Raw genomic sequence first — 14,859 nt, 5'->3', positions numbered from 1 at the left:
TCCCTGTCACCGCCCCGGCCGGACCTCAGCCGCGGAACCCGGTAGCGACCACGAATTTCTCGGAACTGTCGGACCGCGACGATGGCGGCTTGATATTCGCCACCTTGGCGAATTTCTGCTTCAGCAGCTTCTGCAATTCGCCTTCCGCGCCGCCGGCCAGGACTTTCGCCACGAAGGTCCCGCCCTCGGTCAGCACGTCGAAGGAAAAGTAGGCCGCCGTTTCACACAGGGAAATGATGCGCAGGTGGTCGGTCTGCTTGTGTCCCGAGGACGCGGCAGCCATGTCCGACATCACCACGTCTGCCTCACCGCCCAGCCATTCCTTCACCTTGTCGTCCGCGCCGTCTTCCATGAAGTCCAGCACATGGACCTCCGCGCCCGGCAGCGGCTCGACCTCCTGAAGGTCGACGCCGATGATCCGGCCCACGGCCTTGCCCTTCTTCTCGCCAAGCGCGTTGATCCGCGGCACCGCGACCTGCAACCAGCCGCCAGGCGCACAGCCCAGGTCGACCACCCGTGCGCCGGGCACCAGGAACCGGTACTTGTCGTCGATCTCCATGATCTTGAAGGCGGCGCGTCCGCGATAGCCTTCGGCCTGCGCGCGCTGCACATAGGGGTCGTTCAACTGGCGCTGCAGCCACCGGGTCGAGGACAGCTTCCGTCCCCGTGCGGTCTTCACCTTGACGGTCAGGTCACGCTGGCCGCGGCCCGATGTGTTCTTTCCCGTAGGTTTCTTGGCCATTGTGCCGCTCCCGGATGATCCCGCGCCCCTCATATCCGCCTTAACGCGCCGGTCACAAGGGCGGATGGCCCGTGGTCCCGGCCCGGCGGGCGCGCCCTGTCAATAAGGCGCGTCCTCCAGCACCCCGTGAGCCGACATCTGCGCATAAAGCAGCCCCTCGCGCAGCCCACGATCCGCCACCGACAGTCGGTCGGTCGGCCAGCAGCGCAGCAGCGCCTGCAGGATCGCAGAGCCGGACATGATCAGCGTCTGCCGGTCCTGCCCGATCCGCGGATCCTTGCGCCGCCCCTCGGGGCCCAGCGTCAGGTAATCGCGGATCACCCGGTCGATCTGGTCAGAGGTCATGCGCAACCCGTCAACCTTCGTCCGGTCATAGCGCTTCAGCCCCAGATGCGAGGCCGCGACGGTCGTGACCGTGCCCGACGTGCCGATGATCTGGAACCCCTCGCGGACCTGTTCGTCCTTGTAGGGCGCGAACTCGGCCAGGCTTTCCTCGAAATACCATGACATCAGCGCGAACCGCGCGGTGTCGTCCTGCACGTCGCGGAACTGGTCGCGCAGCGTCGCCACACCCAGCGGAACCGAAATCCAGTCCACCACCTTGGCGGCGGGAAACGGGCTTTCGGCCGGGTGGAACCCCGCATGCAGCCGCATGATCGCCCGCGGCCGTTCCCGGCGCGGCACGGCGGTCAGGTCGATCCAGACCAGCTCGGTCGAGCCGCCGCCGATATCCACCACCAGCAGTTGATCGGTCTTCGTCGACACCAGCGGCGCGCAGGAGATCACGGCCAGCCGGGCTTCTTCCTCCGGCTGGATGATCTCGAGCCGAAGCCCGGTTTCGTTCTCCACCTGGTCGATGAAGCGGCGCGCATTGCCCGCGCGGCGGCAGGCCTCCGTCGCGACCAGCCGCATGTGGCGGACCTTGTGGCGGCGCAGTTTCTGCTGGCAGACCCGCAGCGCCTGGATCGTCCGGCCCATCGACGACCGGGACAATTGTCCCGACCGCTCGAGACCGGCACCCAGCTGCACGGATTTGGAGAAACTGTCCACGACGTGAAACTGACTGCCCTTGGGTTGGGCAATCAGCATGCGGCACGAATTTGTGCCGAGATCCAGCGCGGCATACAGCTCGGCTGGATCCGGTGTGTTGGGTACGGGGCTCTCGACCGGTTTCGGGAATGCGCCCGCACCTTTGGGACGCCTGGGCGCCATGGTTGCGCCCTCCTGTTACGTGTTGCCACAAATTTACTGCGTCGCATGTGTTCGCGCAAGGGCTGTCACGGGTCAGAAACACGTCGGCGGGTTTGCATATCGGCCTGACATGCCAGCAAATCCCACCCCTGTTGGGTCAGACGATAGCCGGGCCCCTGCCCGGCGATCACTTCACGTTCCTGTTCAACGAGTCCCATGGTGGCCAAACGGGAAAGAACCGGTCCGGGCAGGGCCAGGCGCCGGCTTCTCAATCGTGCCAGTGGGACAAATCCACCGTCATTCCAATCGGCGAGGGCACGAAGGGCACTGATCTGATGACGGGTACATTTCACGCAACCACCTCACTCTTCAACTGAAACCTGGATCGAAAACGGGATCCCAAACACATCTTAAAGTAACATCGGATTTACAAATTTCTGATACGCCAGTTTTGCAAGGACGCTTATTCGACTTTGGCATATACGACTTTTGTCGTAGGTCCTTTGTCACATGTCACTGCGCCAGAATTCGGGCCGCCAGGTCCGCTTGCGACGCAGAATGCGCCGCACGCCATGTCACCCTCCATGATGTCCCCCCTCATGACCGTCATGAAGAATTCGACGATTCGCCCGGCTGGAGGCCCCGGCCCCCGCACGCTAACCTGCTGAAACCGACCGGACGTCGCCTGTGCGATGTGTTGTGTCGAAAACGACCCCACCTCCCCCCTCGGCCCCCAGTATCAGGGACCCTAGGGAAACCAAGGAAACGCGCATGGCCTCCACCGATATCACCCTCGTTTGCTGGCGGGACATTCCCGCCCAGGTGATCGTCGGCAAGGGACGCAAAGCGGCCAAGCAGGTTCTGCCGGAACGGTTCGAACAGGCGATTGACCGCGCCGCGATGAAGGTTGGCGCCGCCGATACCGACGCCTACCTGGCCGAATGGCGCAAGACGTCCCTTGGCTCCCAGGAGGGCGACCCCTCCGACATCGCCGCCCGCGAAATTGCGCGGCTCGATGCGGAATACGATCAGGAGCGCCTGAAGCAACTGATCGCAAATGATGGATGGGCATGACGCCCGGAGGATTGAGGGAGGCTTTGATGGCCATTCTGAACTTTGGACGCCGCAACGCGGCCGCCGCACCTACCGATGCCCGTCTGGAGACCTTCCTGAACGGCTACTCGATCGAGGTCATGCCCCGCACGGCCTCCAAGGTCGAAGATTTCAAGGCGCTCCTGCCCCGCGGCACCCGCGTCTACATCGCCCATATCGACGGCACTCCGATCGAGGAGATGGTGGAAACCGCCGCCCGTCTCACCGATGACGGTTTCGACGTCATGCCCCACTTCCCGGCGCGCATCATCCCCGATGCCGCGACGCTGCAGGACTGGATCGCCCGCTACCAGGGCGAGGCCGGCATCAAGCAGGGCCTGATCCTCGCCGGCGGCGTGGCCGAGCCGAAGGGCGAATTCCACTCCTCCATGCAGCTGCTGGAAACCGGTCTCTTCGACCAGGCGGGCTTTACCCACCTGCATGTTGCCGGCCACCCCGAAGGCAACAAGGACATCGACCCCAACGGTGGCGATGCCGAGGTGATGGAAGCGCTCCGCTGGAAACAGGCCTTCGCCGACCGCACCGATGCGCAGATGGCCCTGGCCACCCAGTTCGCCTTCGACGCGCAGCCGATCATCGCCTGGGCCAACCGCCTGCAATCCGAAGGCCTGACCCTGCCGATCCATGTCGGTGTCGCCGGCCCCGCCAAGCTGCAGACCCTGATCAAGTTCGCCATCGCCTGCGGCGTCGGTCCCTCGCTCAAGGTTCTTCAGAAGCGTGCCATGGACGTGACCAAGCTGGTTCTGCCCTACGAGCCGACCGACGTGCTGCGTGACCTCGCCCAGCACAAGGCGGAAAACCCCGACAGTTTGATCGCGCAGACCCACATCTTCCCGCTGGGCGGCATCAAGTCGGCGGCCGAATGGGTCACCAACAATGCCGGCCAGGCCGGCGTGCCCGCCGCGCGCGTCGCCGCAGGCTGATCCAGCGCCCCTGCCCTCCGGATCCGTCCGGCGGGTGGTGCTGGACCCAAACAGACCGGACCCGGCGCCTGTATCGCGCCGGGAACTGGCACCGAGATCGCACCGACGTTATACCGACGTCGCACCGACGTAATACCGACGCGACAAAATAAGGGATCAAAATGACTCGCACCGTGATCGAGAGCAAAAGCAAAACCGTCGTGATCGGGTTCGACGAACCCTTCTGCGTCATCGGCGAACGGATCAATCCGACCGGCCGGAAAAAGCTCGCCGCAGAGCTCGAACTCGACGATTTCTCGACGGTGGAACAGGACGCCATCGAACAGGTCGCCTGTGGCGCGATGGTGCTGGATGTGAACTCCGGCGCGGTCTTCACCAACAAGATGGCCGAGGACCCGCGCTACGCCGACAACAACTTTGTCGAACCCACCCTGATGCCGCAACTTATCAAGTGTGTTCAGGGGCTTGTCGACGTTCCCTTGTGCATCGACTCAAGTGTGCCCGGCGCCCTCGAGGCGGGCCTTGAAGCCGCCGAAGGCCGCCCGCTGCTGAACTCCGTCACCGGCGAGGAAGAACGCCTGGAACTGGTTCTGCCGCTGGTCAAGAAGTACAATGTTCCGGTCGTCGCGATCTCCAACGACGACACCGGCATCTCCGAGGATCCGGACGTGCGTTTCGCCGTCGCCAAGAAGATCGTGGAACGCGCCGCCGATTTCGGCATCCCCGCCCATGACATCGTCGTCGACCCGCTCGTCATGCCGATCGGCGCCATGGCCACCGCCGGCCAGCAAGTCTTTGCCCTTGTTCGGAAATTGCGCGATGAGCTGGGCGTGAACACGACCTGCGGCGCCTCCAACGTGTCCTTCGGCCTGCCCAATCGTCACGGCATCAACGCCGCCTTCCTGCCCATGGCCATCGGCGCCGGCATGACCTCCGCGATCATGAACCCCGTCCGCCAGGTCGAGATGGAGGCGATCAAGGCCGCGAACATGCTGATGAATCACGACCCCAACGGTGCCCAGTGGATCGGCTTCTCCCGCATCGTCGACGCGGTCAAGGAAGGCGCGTCCTTCCCCGAAGCGGCCAAGGCTGCCGCCGCTGGTGGCGGCGGTCGTGGCGGGCGTCGCCGCCGCCGCTAAGTCACTGACAGACCAATCAGAAAACCCCCGCCCAACCGGCGGGGGTTTTGCTTTGTGAGGGGCCTTTTTTCGCGGTCGGAACAAAAGCCTGCATTTTCCCGCCCGAGCGTAACCCCGCCTTAACTTACGGGGCCCTAGAACCCTCTCATCTTATCGAACGAAGGGAGTCCGGGTCGCTATGTCCTTGCCCCATTATCCGAAGGCGGCTGCCGATGTCTGAACCCTATATGCTTCCGCCCAAGCTCGACCTGCCTGCGGCGACGCCTCTCGCCCAGGACCTCAAGTCGCGTCTGGACGATGACCTTGTCCTCGACGCCTCCGAAGTGACCCAGATCGGGGCGCTTTGCACACAGGTGATCGCCTCTGCCGCGCTCAGCCTGCACCGCGCGGGTCACAGCGCGCGCATCATCCACATGACCGATCGTGTCGTCGAACAGCTTGGTCACCTTGGATTTTCCCCTGAAAGCCTGACGGAGGTCGCGGAATGAGCGTCACCATACTCGCCGTCGATGACAGCCGCACCATGCGGGACATGATCCGCATGTGCCTGGCCCCCGCCGGGTTCGACGTTCACCTGGCAGAGGACGGCGTGCACGGCGTCGAGGTGCTGGATGGGTTGTCCCCCGACGCCATCATCACCGACATCAACATGCCGCGCATGGACGGGTTCGGCTTCATCGACGCCGTCCGCACCCAGGACAAGCATCGCGCCACGCCCATTCTCGTCCTGACCACCGAAAGCGCCCCGGAGCTCAAGCAGCGTGCGCGCGCCGCCGGTGCCACCGGCTGGATCGTCAAACCGTTCGATCCGGAAAAACTGGTCAAGGCGCTGACCATGGTCACGGGATAGGAGGCCGCGATGACCGACATCAACGACCCCATGGCGGAAATCCGCGCCTCGTTCTTCATCGAATGCGAGGAATTGCTGGAAGCCCTGCAAGATGGCCTTCAGGAACTGGCCGACGGCAGCGAAGACGCCGAAACCATCAACGTCGTCTTCCGCGCGGTCCATTCGATCAAGGGCGGCGCCGGGGCCTTCGGCCTCGAACCGCTGGTCCGTTTCGCACACCGCTACGAAACGGTCCTGGACGAGGTTCGCAACCATCGCCTGACAGCCACCTCCGACGCTCAGAAAGTCTTCTTTCAATGTGCCGACCACCTGTCTGACCTCGTCCGCATCTGCCGTGACGACCAGCCAATCCCGGTGGCCGAGGGCGAGGCCCTGCTGACAGCCCTCAACGCCCTGCTCGGCGACGAACATGAGGAAGAGGAAGTCACCGCCGAGGATTTCCAGCCCCTTGGCGTGGCCCTGTCCCTTGACCTGCCCGACCTCGATATCGAAGCGGAGCCGGAAACCCCGTGTTTCGACATTGTGTTCCGCCCCGGCCAGGACCTGTTTGCGACCGGCAACGAACCGCAGATGCTGCTCCGCAACCTTGCCGCGCTCGGCGAGGCCGAGATCACCTGCGACCTCTCCACCCTGCCGCCGCTCGACCAGCTGGCCCCGGAAACCCCGTATTTCCAGTGGAATATTCGCCTGACCGCCGATATTTCAGAGGCTGAAATCCGCGAAGTCTTTGAATTCGTGGAAGGCCTTTGCGAGTTGGAGGTCACGGCGTCCGGAGTCGACGTTCCGGTTCCGGAAATTGTGGACGAACCGCCTGCTTCGGAGCCCGAAATAATCGTTGAAGCCCCGATCGTGGCAGCACCTGTCGTCGAAGACGCACCGGTTGAGTTGAAGGTCATCGAACCCGAAGCTGCGGCGCCCTCAGCCTCGGCCGCCGGAGCACAGAAAAACAATGCCGGCCCGAAATCCGTGGTCCGCGTCGATCTGGAACGGATCGAGCGCATGGTCAACCTCGTCGGCGAATTGGTCATCAACCAGGCCATGCTGGCACAAAGCCTCGATCAGGCGGGCCTGTCTCCGCATTCCGATGCAATGAACGGACTGGAGGAGTTCCAGCGCCTCACCCGCGACATCCAGGATTCGGTGATGATGATCCGCGCTCAGCCGGTCAAATCGCTCTTCCAGCGCATGTCCCGCATCGTGCGTGAATCCTCCGCCGCGGTTGGCAAGGATGTCCGCCTTCTGACCGAGGGCGAAGGCACCGAGGTCGACAAGACCGTGATCGAACGCCTGTCGGATCCTCTGACCCATATGATCCGCAACGCTGTCGACCACGGCCTCGAAAAGACCGCTGCAGATCGCGAAGCTGCAGGCAAGTCCGGCACTGGTGAGGTTCGCCTGACCGCCGCACATCGGTCCGGCCGTGTGATCATCGAAGTCTCCGATGACGGTGCCGGCATTGATCGTCCGCGGGTCCTCAGCATCGCCAAGTCCAAGAACCTGATCCCGCAGGACGCAAATCTCAGCGACAGCGAAATCGACAACCTCCTGTTCCTGCCGGGCTTCTCCACGGCCAGCCAGGTGTCCGACCTGTCCGGGCGTGGTGTCGGCATGGATGTGGTTCGCACTTCGATCCAGCAGCTCGGCGGGCGCATCACGATCACCTCTGAACGCGGCAAGGGAACGACCTTCTCGATCAGCCTGCCCCTTACCTTGGCCGTTCTTGATGGCATGGTGATCAACGTCGCTGACGAAACGCTTGTTCTGCCGCTGAACGTCGTCGTCGAAACCCTGTCCCTGGGGGCGAACGATGTCCAGATGCTGCGTCCCGGCGAATTCGTGGTCCGGGTCCGGGGCGGGTTTGTGCCGCTCTATGACCTCGGGGTCATGCTGGGCTATCGAAGCCCGCGCGAAACGCACGAGGGGTCCATCGTCCTGCTGATTTCTCTCGAAGACGGCAACCGCGCGGCCCTCGTGATCGACGGCATCCAGGACCAGCGCCAGGTCGTCATCAAGGGGCTCGATGACAGCTTCTACCGGGCTCCCGGTATCGCTGCGGCAACCATCCTGGGGGATGGCCAGATCGCACTGATCCTGGACCCGACTGACGTGATCGCGGCCGCAACGCCGAACAGGATCATGGATAAACCAATGCCCGAAAGGAAGGTTGCAAATGAATGAACTTGCCAGCACCCAGGGGCTCGAACTCCTGACATTCCGGGTCGCCGATCAGGAATACTCCCTCGACATCATGTCCGTCCGAGAGATCCGCGGCTGGACCAGAACCACGCCCATGCCGCATGCACCTGACTACATGCGCGGCGTCATCAACCTGCGCGGCACCGTGCTTCCGGTCATGGACCTCGCACGCCGGTTGAACCTGCCGTCGCGGGAAACCACCGATCGGAACGTGATAATCGTGGTCAAACTCAATGGGATCCTCACGGGTCTGCTGGTCGATGCCGTCTCCGACATTGTCGCGATGAGCGAAGATGACCTGCAGCCGCCGCCTGACCTCTCATCTGATCCGCAAATGTCTGTCGTCCGCGCGCTGACGGTCATTGATGATCGTATGATCCGTGTACTGGACCTTTCGGCCGTCGTGCCGGCTTCGTCGGACGAGGCCGCATGAACACAGTGCCGAATACCGGCCCTCAGGCCCTCAGCCTGAGTGATGCTGCATTCGCACAAATCTCGGCACTGGCCCGGGCCGAAGCGGGTCTGATTCTGCCAGCCAGCAAGATCACAATGGTTCAGTCGCGGCTTCGATCGCGACTGACAGCGCTGAACATCACCTCTTACGAAGCCTATGCGAAGTTCGTCGCGGGTGCGGAGGGCGACGTCGAACGTCGCATGATGATCTCGGCACTCACGACAAACGTGTCTCACTTCTTCAGAGAGAACCACCACTTCGAAATCCTGCGCCGAGATGCTTTTCCGGAACTCCTTCAACAAGCCCGCAAGGGAGAGGGTATCCGGATCTGGTCAGCCGGCTGTTCCAGTGGCCAGGAGCCTTACTCGATCGCGATGCTGATCCACGAATACGCGCCGGAATTGGTGGGACAAGACACGCTGATCCTCGCCTCCGATATCGACCCGAAGATTATGGAAGCCGCCGAAGCAGGCGCGTATTCGGAACAGCAGATCGCCGGCATTCCTCCGGAAATGCAAAAAAAGTACCTGAAAAAGAACGGCACCCAATACCACGTAAGCGCCAATCTCAAAAAGATGATCCGGTTTCGGGAATTGAATCTGATTGGAAATTGGCCCATGCGAATGAAGTTCGACGTCATCTTCTGCAGGAATGTCGTCATCTATTTCGACAGTGAAACCCAGAATGCGCTTTGGCCCAGGTTCAGAAATGCGCTGAAGCCAAATGGCTGGTTCTTCCTGGGGCATTCGGAGCGTGTCGCAGATACTGCAGCCAATGACTTCCAATCGGTGGGAATGACGGCGTATCGCCCTATCCAAAACCGAAACCAGACACAAAGCATATTAACAAACGCGAGGGAGGCCTGATATGGCACTGCGAGATCAAATCCGTATCATGGTCGTCGACGACATGTCCACGAGCCGTGGCCTGATCACTCAGGCACTGGACGCGTTCGGTATCCGAAATGTCGCCAGTACATCCGACGGTCCTACGGCTCTGAAAACGCTGGAGACCAGTCCGGTGCACCTGGTCATATCCGACTACAACATGCCGGATATGGATGGGTTACAACTCCTGCACAAGCTCCGGACCGGAGCGAAAACCAAAGGGGTTGGGTTCATCCTGATCACCGGCAAGGCCGACAAAGCGATTATCGAACACGGCCGAAAACTGGGCATGAACAACTTCCTGAAGAAACCCTTCGAACCTAAGGACTTGCAAGCCTGTATTGAGGCAGTGGTTGGACGGCTATGAGCGACAAAGAAGCTCGCAATACGGACCACGACCCGGATAGCGGCCTCGACATTGATGCAGCCAGCCTCGTCGCCGTGCTTGCTGGACAATTGTCCAGCCTGCACAGCCTTGTTGTGGGCCTCGAGAATTCCGTCTCCCAAAACATCTGCGCCTGCAACGGCCTTTCGGACTCGGCGATACATACGATGCAACGCGTCGACTATCTGCGCCTGTCGCTCAAAGATATTGCAGCCCTCCTGACACATCTGGGACCTTCAATGGATTGGAAGCTAGATACGCATGTCACGGCAGAAACATTGCGTGACCTCGTGGATATGCAAGACAGCCTCAGAGGCATTGTTCAGCCACCGAACCCTTCGAAGACGGTTCATCAACACGACATCTGGCTCTGAGTATCGAAAAGAAAAAGCTGCGTTGGTATCCAACGCAGCTTTTTCTTGGTCAAAACAGTTCGACATCGTTCTTCTGTGGTGATGCCGGTTTCAAAATGGGCTTCAGTTCAGGTGCGGATTCCACCGTCTTTTGCATGGCACGCCCCTCGGCTGGAAAAAACCTGATATGGCGCGCCGAGGTTCCCCCAAGGGATTGACCCAAACAGGGAATGCCCTCTCGCTCCAGGAAACCCAATGCAAAGAGACCATTCAGATGTCCGATATCGGACAATCCGCGGACCATTTTTGCACCGCCGAACACCTTGGCGCGCAGGTTGTTCCGATCTGCGCCGCGACGGACCATCGCGTTGATGAGCAGCTCCATCGCATTCACTCCGGCGAAGTCGCAAGCCACGCCACCAACGCTGGTCTGAGCGACCAGGATATGGTTCATGCCGCCAATGTGCCGATCCGGGTCCCAGAGGCAGGTCGCCACGCAGGACCCCAGGATCGTCGAGATCATCGCGCCAGGTTCATCTGCAATCGCATATTCACCCTGGGTGATATTGTATTGTTTTCCAGTCATTGGTCCTCGACGAGCGGGTTAGGCACGAGCGATCTGCTCGGCCGCGCCGGCGAGCCGGCAAGTTTCGTTGGCAATTTCGCGCAAAGGCAATTGTCGATCGACACAGCCCAACTCGGCCGCCGCTCGGGGCATACCGAACACGACAGAGCTCGCTTCGTCCTGGCCAATTGTTCTGGCACCGTTCTTTTGGAGTTGCGCCATACCTTCCGCCCCGTCCCGTCCCAGGCCCGTCAAGATAACGGCAATGACCCTGTCTGCGAAATCTGTCGCAGACAGAAACAATTCGTCGACTGACGGATAGTGGCCATTGCGTTTGGGGCCACGGATTTCGGTACAATAGAAGTTTGCACCGCGGCGAACCACGCCGGTATGGACGTCGCCCCCCGGGGCGAGGCAGACAGTGCCCGGAAGGACTTGTAGGCCATCTCGCGCCAGGAAAACTTTGACAGGGCATTTTTCGTTCAAACGATCAACGAACGACACCAGAAAACTCGATGGCATGTGCTGAGCGATAACCATTGGAGGACAATTTTCGGGCATTGCGGACAGCAGCGTCTCTATGGCTGCTACGCCGCCTGTCGAAGCGCCAACCAACGCAAGCTTGCCGTTCCAACGGTCCAGCTTCGCAGGCACGAACTTTTCTGGATCGATCTTGAGCCCCGGCCTTCTGGTTGCCTTGCAACGATTACTGCGGGCCGCCGTCAGGAGACGGCGGGCCATAGATTGAATGAATTGCGTGTCTATACCATCCGCCGGCTTGACCTGTACATCGACCGCACCCAGAGACAGAGCCCTGACAGCGGCCTGGCTGCCCTCCTGAGTTATGCTGGAGAGCATGACGACCGACATCGGTCTAAGCCGCATGATCCGTTCCAGAAAATCCAGTCCGTTCATGCGCGGCATCTCGACATCGAGAGTAATGACGTCGGGGTTCAGTTGCTTGATCTTCTCTCGCGCATCATAGGGGTCGAGAGCCGTACCGACGATCTGGATATCGGGATGCCGCGATAGGCCGAGAGAGAGTAACCGAAGCAAGGCGGGTGAATCATCGACGAGCAGCACCTTGATGGGGCCGGCCTCCGACGCGACCATCAGAATTCTCTCCAATCATCGTTCGAGCCGGATGATAGAGTTCCGGGTATCCCATTGACGACGGTAGCAGCAGCCGGTGTGGCAACCGGGGCCAGTATATCGGCATAGGCAGAGGCGTCCTTATTCATGTCGACACCGATATCGAACTTGGCCATAGACAACGCGAGGCTTTGAGCGCGATGCGCCAGGGCATGGGCGGCCGAGGTGGTTTCCTCGAACATGGCGGCATTCTGTTGCGTCGCGTGGTCGATTTCGCCGACGGCGTCGTTGATCGTCCCCAGCCCCTTGCTTTGTTCATCGCCGGATTTGGCTATTTCTTCGATATATCCGGAAATCTCGCTGATGGAGCCGACGATGGTCTTGAGTGCAGAGCCCGTCTGGCCGACCAGATCGACGCCTTGCGTCACGTGTTGGTCAGACGTCGAGATCAGGTTGTTGATCTCCGCGGCCGCATCCGAACAGCGCTGTGCCAGGGCACGCACCTCAGTGGCGACAACCGCGAATCCGCGTCCTGCCTCGCCAGCCCGCGCTGCCTCGACCCCGGCATTGAGCGCCAGAAGATTGGTTTGGAAGGCGATGTCATCAATGACCGAGATCACTTTGGTGACTTCCTTGGAGGAGGCCGCGATTTCCGCCATGGCAGCTTCGGCGCGATCAACAATGGGGCCTGACGATTCCGCACTCTGTCGCGCCTGTGCTACGAGCTGGTTCGCCTTGGCGGCCCCTTTCGCGGTCCCGGCGACGTTTGCGGTCAGTTCTCCCAAGGACGTTGCGGTCGACTGAAGCGTCATGGCCTGTGTTTCTGTCCGCCTTGCCATGTCATCGGCCGCTTTGACGATTTCAGCCGTTTCCTGGCGCATGCAACCGCTTTCTTCGGCGACAACCGACATGGCCTCGGTCAGTTTCTCGACCGCAGCGTTGAAATCGACGCGCAATTGCTCGTAGTCGCGGGCGAATTGAGAGGTCAGGCGATAAGTCAGGTTGCCATCGGCAATGGCTTTCAGCCCGACACGAAGTCCGTCGACCACCTGTTCCTGAGATGCTTGCATCATGCGACGCTCTTCTTCCGCGGCGTTCAACGCTTGCTGTTCGGCGGTGACATCAGAGCCAAGGAAAACGATCCCCGCCGGTTTGCCGGAGCGGTCGCGGATCGGATAGAAACCGCCATCCAGTATCTTTCCAGTGCCTGACATCGTGAAATGGCCACGGACAATTTCACCGTCGCGAATCTTGTCCGCGATCGCACCGCTGACGAGCGCGTCATCGACCGGCGTGAAGATCGTGGACAGGTTGGCAGCAGGACCGGAGGCGTCCACGGCCTGCTTGAAGTTCTCGTTGCTCTGGCTCAGGTCGCCCTTGATCGAGAATTCGGCCTTGGCCTGGCTCGTATTGATGGCGGCCAGAACGGCTTCGTTGCGGCGAAGATCCGTGACATCGACCCATTCGACCACGAGGCCGCAGATAGCGTCGTTGCTGCCCAGAACGGAATTGATTTCCAACTGCACCGAAGCCTGGCCGATATAGATATCCGTGCGGAACGGCAGGTTGGCCGGGTTACGAAGGATCGTCTGGATCCGTTCCGGCACCTTGTGAAACCGGTCCATGTTCACGCCGATCAGCTCGCGCGGATCGAAATCGGGGATCAGTTGCCGGAAGTCGGACACGCGGTTGTCCATCAGGTCGATCACCGCGTTGTTCATGTAGGTGATGTTGAAATTCGCGTCCGTCAGCATCAGCGCGGCAGAGGTCGCCTCGACGGCGGCGCTCTTGAACTTGTTCTCTTCCTGTTTGGCGGAATTCATCGCCAGTGTTTGACGAAGTTCTTCAAGCCCACGCGCCATGACACCCAATTCGTCACGGCTACGCGGCATCTTGATCACGTCGGAATAATCCCCCTGGCGCATGAGCCCGAGCGAACGCGTCATGCCCTTGAGCGGTTTGAGCGAAGACACCATGACAGCAAAGGCCAACAGACCGACCACGCCGATGAGGGCTATTCCGACAATCAACCCCGAGGGGCCGTTCGCGGCTGCCATCGGAGCGAGGTCTTCAGCCTGCCGCTGGATGGACAAGCTCCATTCCTGGCCCAGGATCGAAACTGGCGCGACGCCCAGCAGAACGGACGGATCGCCGACCATTTCGCTGGACAGGTTGGCATCGACACGATCAGCGCGCAGCTCTGCTGGCCCGCTGATACCTGCATTGGTCAACACCCGATCGACAGCTTGAACCACTGTGATCGATCCGGCTGCCGCACCGGATAACGGGATGGAGATCATGATATCCCCATCCATGACATTATCCGCTCCAGAATGTGCCATAATACCAATATTACTTGGTGAAATGCTGTTCTTATCGAACAATCCGGCATCCGGGGCCTGCTCCATCGCGGCACTCCCCGCTCGGTAGAGCAGCCGATTCTGTTCATCCGTCACGTAGAGCGCTTCAAATCCACCGATCCGCTGGATAACCTCCAGATCGGGGGCGACGCGGTCCAGAACCCGTTCGAAACGTTCGCTTTCAGCTCCGGCATTCGCGGGCAGATCACCTGAGGCAGTTCCATCAAGCCGGGCATCCGACAGCGCTGAAACAGCTGAAAGGACCCGTTCGGATCCGGCGAAATAGACCAGTTGATCCTCTAGCCGACTGGCCCAACCCTCGATCGCTGAGGCCTCTTGCGCGGCCAGAAGTTCAACGGCCTGAAGGGCATCGGCATGCGCCTGTTGCCGTGTCTGCCGTGCGTCGGACACCCCGAGCACGGCCAGTGACAGACCATCAAGGATCAGAAGTGCGATCAGCAGTTTCCAGGCCAGACCAAGTTTCGACAGCTGCATGAGGATTTCCCCGCCTTAGGTTCGAACGCTTCGAACGTCACGGGGATTTATCGCCAGCGGCTATGAAAATTGGCTTAACTGTTCCAGGACAAGCCCTGAGGATTTTCTCTTTCC

The 14,859-nt window shown here is 60.9% G+C and carries 15 protein-coding genes; 10 read left to right on the top strand and 5 right to left on the bottom strand.

What is annotated here, in order from left to right:
• Positions 1–25: 25 nt before the first annotated feature.
• Positions 26–742: an RlmE family RNA methyltransferase gene (locus ATO9_RS16530; RefSeq protein WP_043751753.1), complete on the bottom strand. Its 717-nt coding sequence runs from the start codon at positions 740–742 to the stop codon at positions 26–28.
• A 99-nt stretch (positions 743–841) separates the two neighbouring features.
• Positions 842–1,954: a Ppx/GppA phosphatase family protein gene (locus ATO9_RS16525; protein WP_043751751.1), complete on the bottom strand. Its 1,113-nt coding sequence runs from the start codon at positions 1,952–1,954 to the stop codon at positions 842–844.
• A 750-nt stretch (positions 1,955–2,704) separates the two neighbouring features.
• Between ATO9_RS16525 and ATO9_RS16515 the strand changes: the two genes are divergently transcribed.
• From ATO9_RS16515 to ATO9_RS16470, 10 genes are all read left to right on the top strand, one after another.
• Entirely contained in the window at positions 2,705–3,007 is a 303-nt protein-coding gene (locus tag ATO9_RS16515) for a virulence factor (protein WP_043751744.1), read from the top strand.
• Positions 3,008–3,033: 26 nt separating this feature from the next.
• Positions 3,034–3,969: a methylenetetrahydrofolate reductase gene (locus tag ATO9_RS16510; RefSeq protein ID WP_043751739.1), complete on the top strand. Its 936-nt coding sequence runs from the start codon at positions 3,034–3,036 to the stop codon at positions 3,967–3,969.
• A 161-nt stretch (positions 3,970–4,130) separates the two neighbouring features.
• Positions 4,131–5,108 (top strand): methyltetrahydrofolate cobalamin methyltransferase, encoded by a 978-nt coding sequence (locus ATO9_RS16505; protein ID WP_043751737.1) that lies wholly within the window; start codon positions 4,131–4,133, stop codon positions 5,106–5,108.
• A gap of 212 nt (positions 5,109–5,320) precedes the next feature.
• A complete protein-coding gene (locus tag ATO9_RS16500) occupies positions 5,321–5,596 on the top strand; it encodes an STAS domain-containing protein (RefSeq protein ID WP_052418409.1) in 276 nt (91 codons plus the stop codon).
• Complete coding sequence (locus tag ATO9_RS16495) at positions 5,593–5,958, top strand: response regulator (protein ID WP_043751734.1); 366 nt, start codon at positions 5,593–5,595, stop codon at positions 5,956–5,958. The genes ATO9_RS16500 and ATO9_RS16495 overlap by 4 nt, the downstream gene beginning before the upstream one ends.
• 9 nt (positions 5,959–5,967) lie before the next feature.
• The gene (locus tag ATO9_RS16490; RefSeq protein ID WP_081979624.1) at positions 5,968–8,136 is read left to right on the top strand and encodes a chemotaxis protein CheA; all 2,169 of its coding nucleotides are present in this window, start codon (positions 5,968–5,970) and stop codon (positions 8,134–8,136) included.
• On the top strand, positions 8,129–8,587 hold the full coding sequence (locus tag ATO9_RS16485) for a chemotaxis protein CheW (RefSeq protein ID WP_043751731.1): 459 nt from the start codon (positions 8,129–8,131) through the stop codon (positions 8,585–8,587). Before ATO9_RS16490 ends, ATO9_RS16485 begins: the two co-directional genes overlap by 8 nt.
• The gene (locus tag ATO9_RS16480; protein ID WP_052418408.1) at positions 8,584–9,474 is read left to right on the top strand and encodes a CheR family methyltransferase; all 891 of its coding nucleotides are present in this window, start codon (positions 8,584–8,586) and stop codon (positions 9,472–9,474) included. The genes ATO9_RS16485 and ATO9_RS16480 overlap by 4 nt, the downstream gene beginning before the upstream one ends.
• 1 nt (position 9,475) lies before the next feature.
• Complete coding sequence (locus tag ATO9_RS16475; protein ID WP_043751728.1) at positions 9,476–9,862, top strand: response regulator; 387 nt, start codon at positions 9,476–9,478, stop codon at positions 9,860–9,862.
• Complete coding sequence (locus ATO9_RS16470; protein ID WP_043751725.1) at positions 9,859–10,254, top strand: hypothetical protein; 396 nt, start codon at positions 9,859–9,861, stop codon at positions 10,252–10,254. The genes ATO9_RS16475 and ATO9_RS16470 overlap by 4 nt, the downstream gene beginning before the upstream one ends.
• 49 nt (positions 10,255–10,303) lie before the next feature.
• On the opposite strand, the gene ATO9_RS16465 is transcribed toward ATO9_RS16470, so the two are convergent.
• The 3 genes from ATO9_RS16465 to ATO9_RS23600 are packed head-to-tail and all read right to left on the bottom strand — an operon-like array spanning position 10,304 to position 14,745.
• Positions 10,304–10,819 carry a chemotaxis protein CheD gene (locus ATO9_RS16465; protein ID WP_043751722.1) on the bottom strand — a complete coding sequence of 172 codons (516 nt, stop codon included), beginning with the start codon at positions 10,817–10,819 and terminating at the stop codon, positions 10,304–10,306.
• Positions 10,820–10,837: 18 nt separating this feature from the next.
• Entirely contained in the window at positions 10,838–11,911 is a 1,074-nt protein-coding gene (locus tag ATO9_RS16460) for a protein-glutamate methylesterase/protein-glutamine glutaminase (RefSeq protein ID WP_043751719.1), read from the bottom strand.
• On the bottom strand, positions 11,911–14,745 hold the full coding sequence (locus ATO9_RS23600) for a methyl-accepting chemotaxis protein (protein WP_052418407.1): 2,835 nt from the start codon (positions 14,743–14,745) through the stop codon (positions 11,911–11,913). Before ATO9_RS23600 ends, ATO9_RS16460 begins: the two co-directional genes overlap by 1 nt.
• Positions 14,746–14,859: the final 114 nt, after the last annotated feature.

This window comes from Pseudooceanicola atlanticus (genome assembly GCF_000768315.1).
Classification (GTDB): domain Bacteria; phylum Pseudomonadota; class Alphaproteobacteria; order Rhodobacterales; family Rhodobacteraceae; genus Pseudooceanicola; species Pseudooceanicola atlanticus.
This window is presented reverse-complemented; position numbering and strand designations above follow the sequence as displayed.

What these genes read in the sequence shown, in the direction of transcription:
- ATO9_RS16530 (WP_043751753.1), bottom strand. Translation starts at nt 742, where the DNA reads ATGGCCAAGAAACCTACGGGAAAGAACACATCGGGCCGCGGCCAGCGT.
- ATO9_RS16525 (WP_043751751.1), bottom strand. Translation starts at nt 1,954, where the DNA reads ATGGCGCCCAGGCGTCCCAAAGGTGCGGGCGCATTCCCGAAACCGGTC.
- ATO9_RS16515 (WP_043751744.1), top strand. Translation starts at nt 2,705, where the DNA reads ATGGCCTCCACCGATATCACCCTCGTTTGCTGGCGGGACATTCCCGCC.
- ATO9_RS16510 (WP_043751739.1), top strand. Translation starts at nt 3,034, where the DNA reads ATGGCCATTCTGAACTTTGGACGCCGCAACGCGGCCGCCGCACCTACC.
- ATO9_RS16505 (WP_043751737.1), top strand. Translation starts at nt 4,131, where the DNA reads ATGACTCGCACCGTGATCGAGAGCAAAAGCAAAACCGTCGTGATCGGG.
- ATO9_RS16500 (WP_052418409.1), top strand. Translation starts at nt 5,321, where the DNA reads ATGTCTGAACCCTATATGCTTCCGCCCAAGCTCGACCTGCCTGCGGCG.
- ATO9_RS16495 (WP_043751734.1), top strand. Translation starts at nt 5,593, where the DNA reads ATGAGCGTCACCATACTCGCCGTCGATGACAGCCGCACCATGCGGGAC.
- ATO9_RS16490 (WP_081979624.1), top strand. Translation starts at nt 5,968, where the DNA reads ATGACCGACATCAACGACCCCATGGCGGAAATCCGCGCCTCGTTCTTC.
- ATO9_RS16485 (WP_043751731.1), top strand. Translation starts at nt 8,129, where the DNA reads ATGAATGAACTTGCCAGCACCCAGGGGCTCGAACTCCTGACATTCCGG.
- ATO9_RS16480 (WP_052418408.1), top strand. Translation starts at nt 8,584, where the DNA reads ATGAACACAGTGCCGAATACCGGCCCTCAGGCCCTCAGCCTGAGTGAT.
- ATO9_RS16475 (WP_043751728.1), top strand. Translation starts at nt 9,476, where the DNA reads ATGGCACTGCGAGATCAAATCCGTATCATGGTCGTCGACGACATGTCC.
- ATO9_RS16470 (WP_043751725.1), top strand. Translation starts at nt 9,859, where the DNA reads ATGAGCGACAAAGAAGCTCGCAATACGGACCACGACCCGGATAGCGGC.
- ATO9_RS16465 (WP_043751722.1), bottom strand. Translation starts at nt 10,819, where the DNA reads ATGACTGGAAAACAATACAATATCACCCAGGGTGAATATGCGATTGCA.
- ATO9_RS16460 (WP_043751719.1), bottom strand. Translation starts at nt 11,911, where the DNA reads ATGGTCGCGTCGGAGGCCGGCCCCATCAAGGTGCTGCTCGTCGATGAT.
- ATO9_RS23600 (WP_052418407.1), bottom strand. Translation starts at nt 14,745, where the DNA reads ATGCAGCTGTCGAAACTTGGTCTGGCCTGGAAACTGCTGATCGCACTT.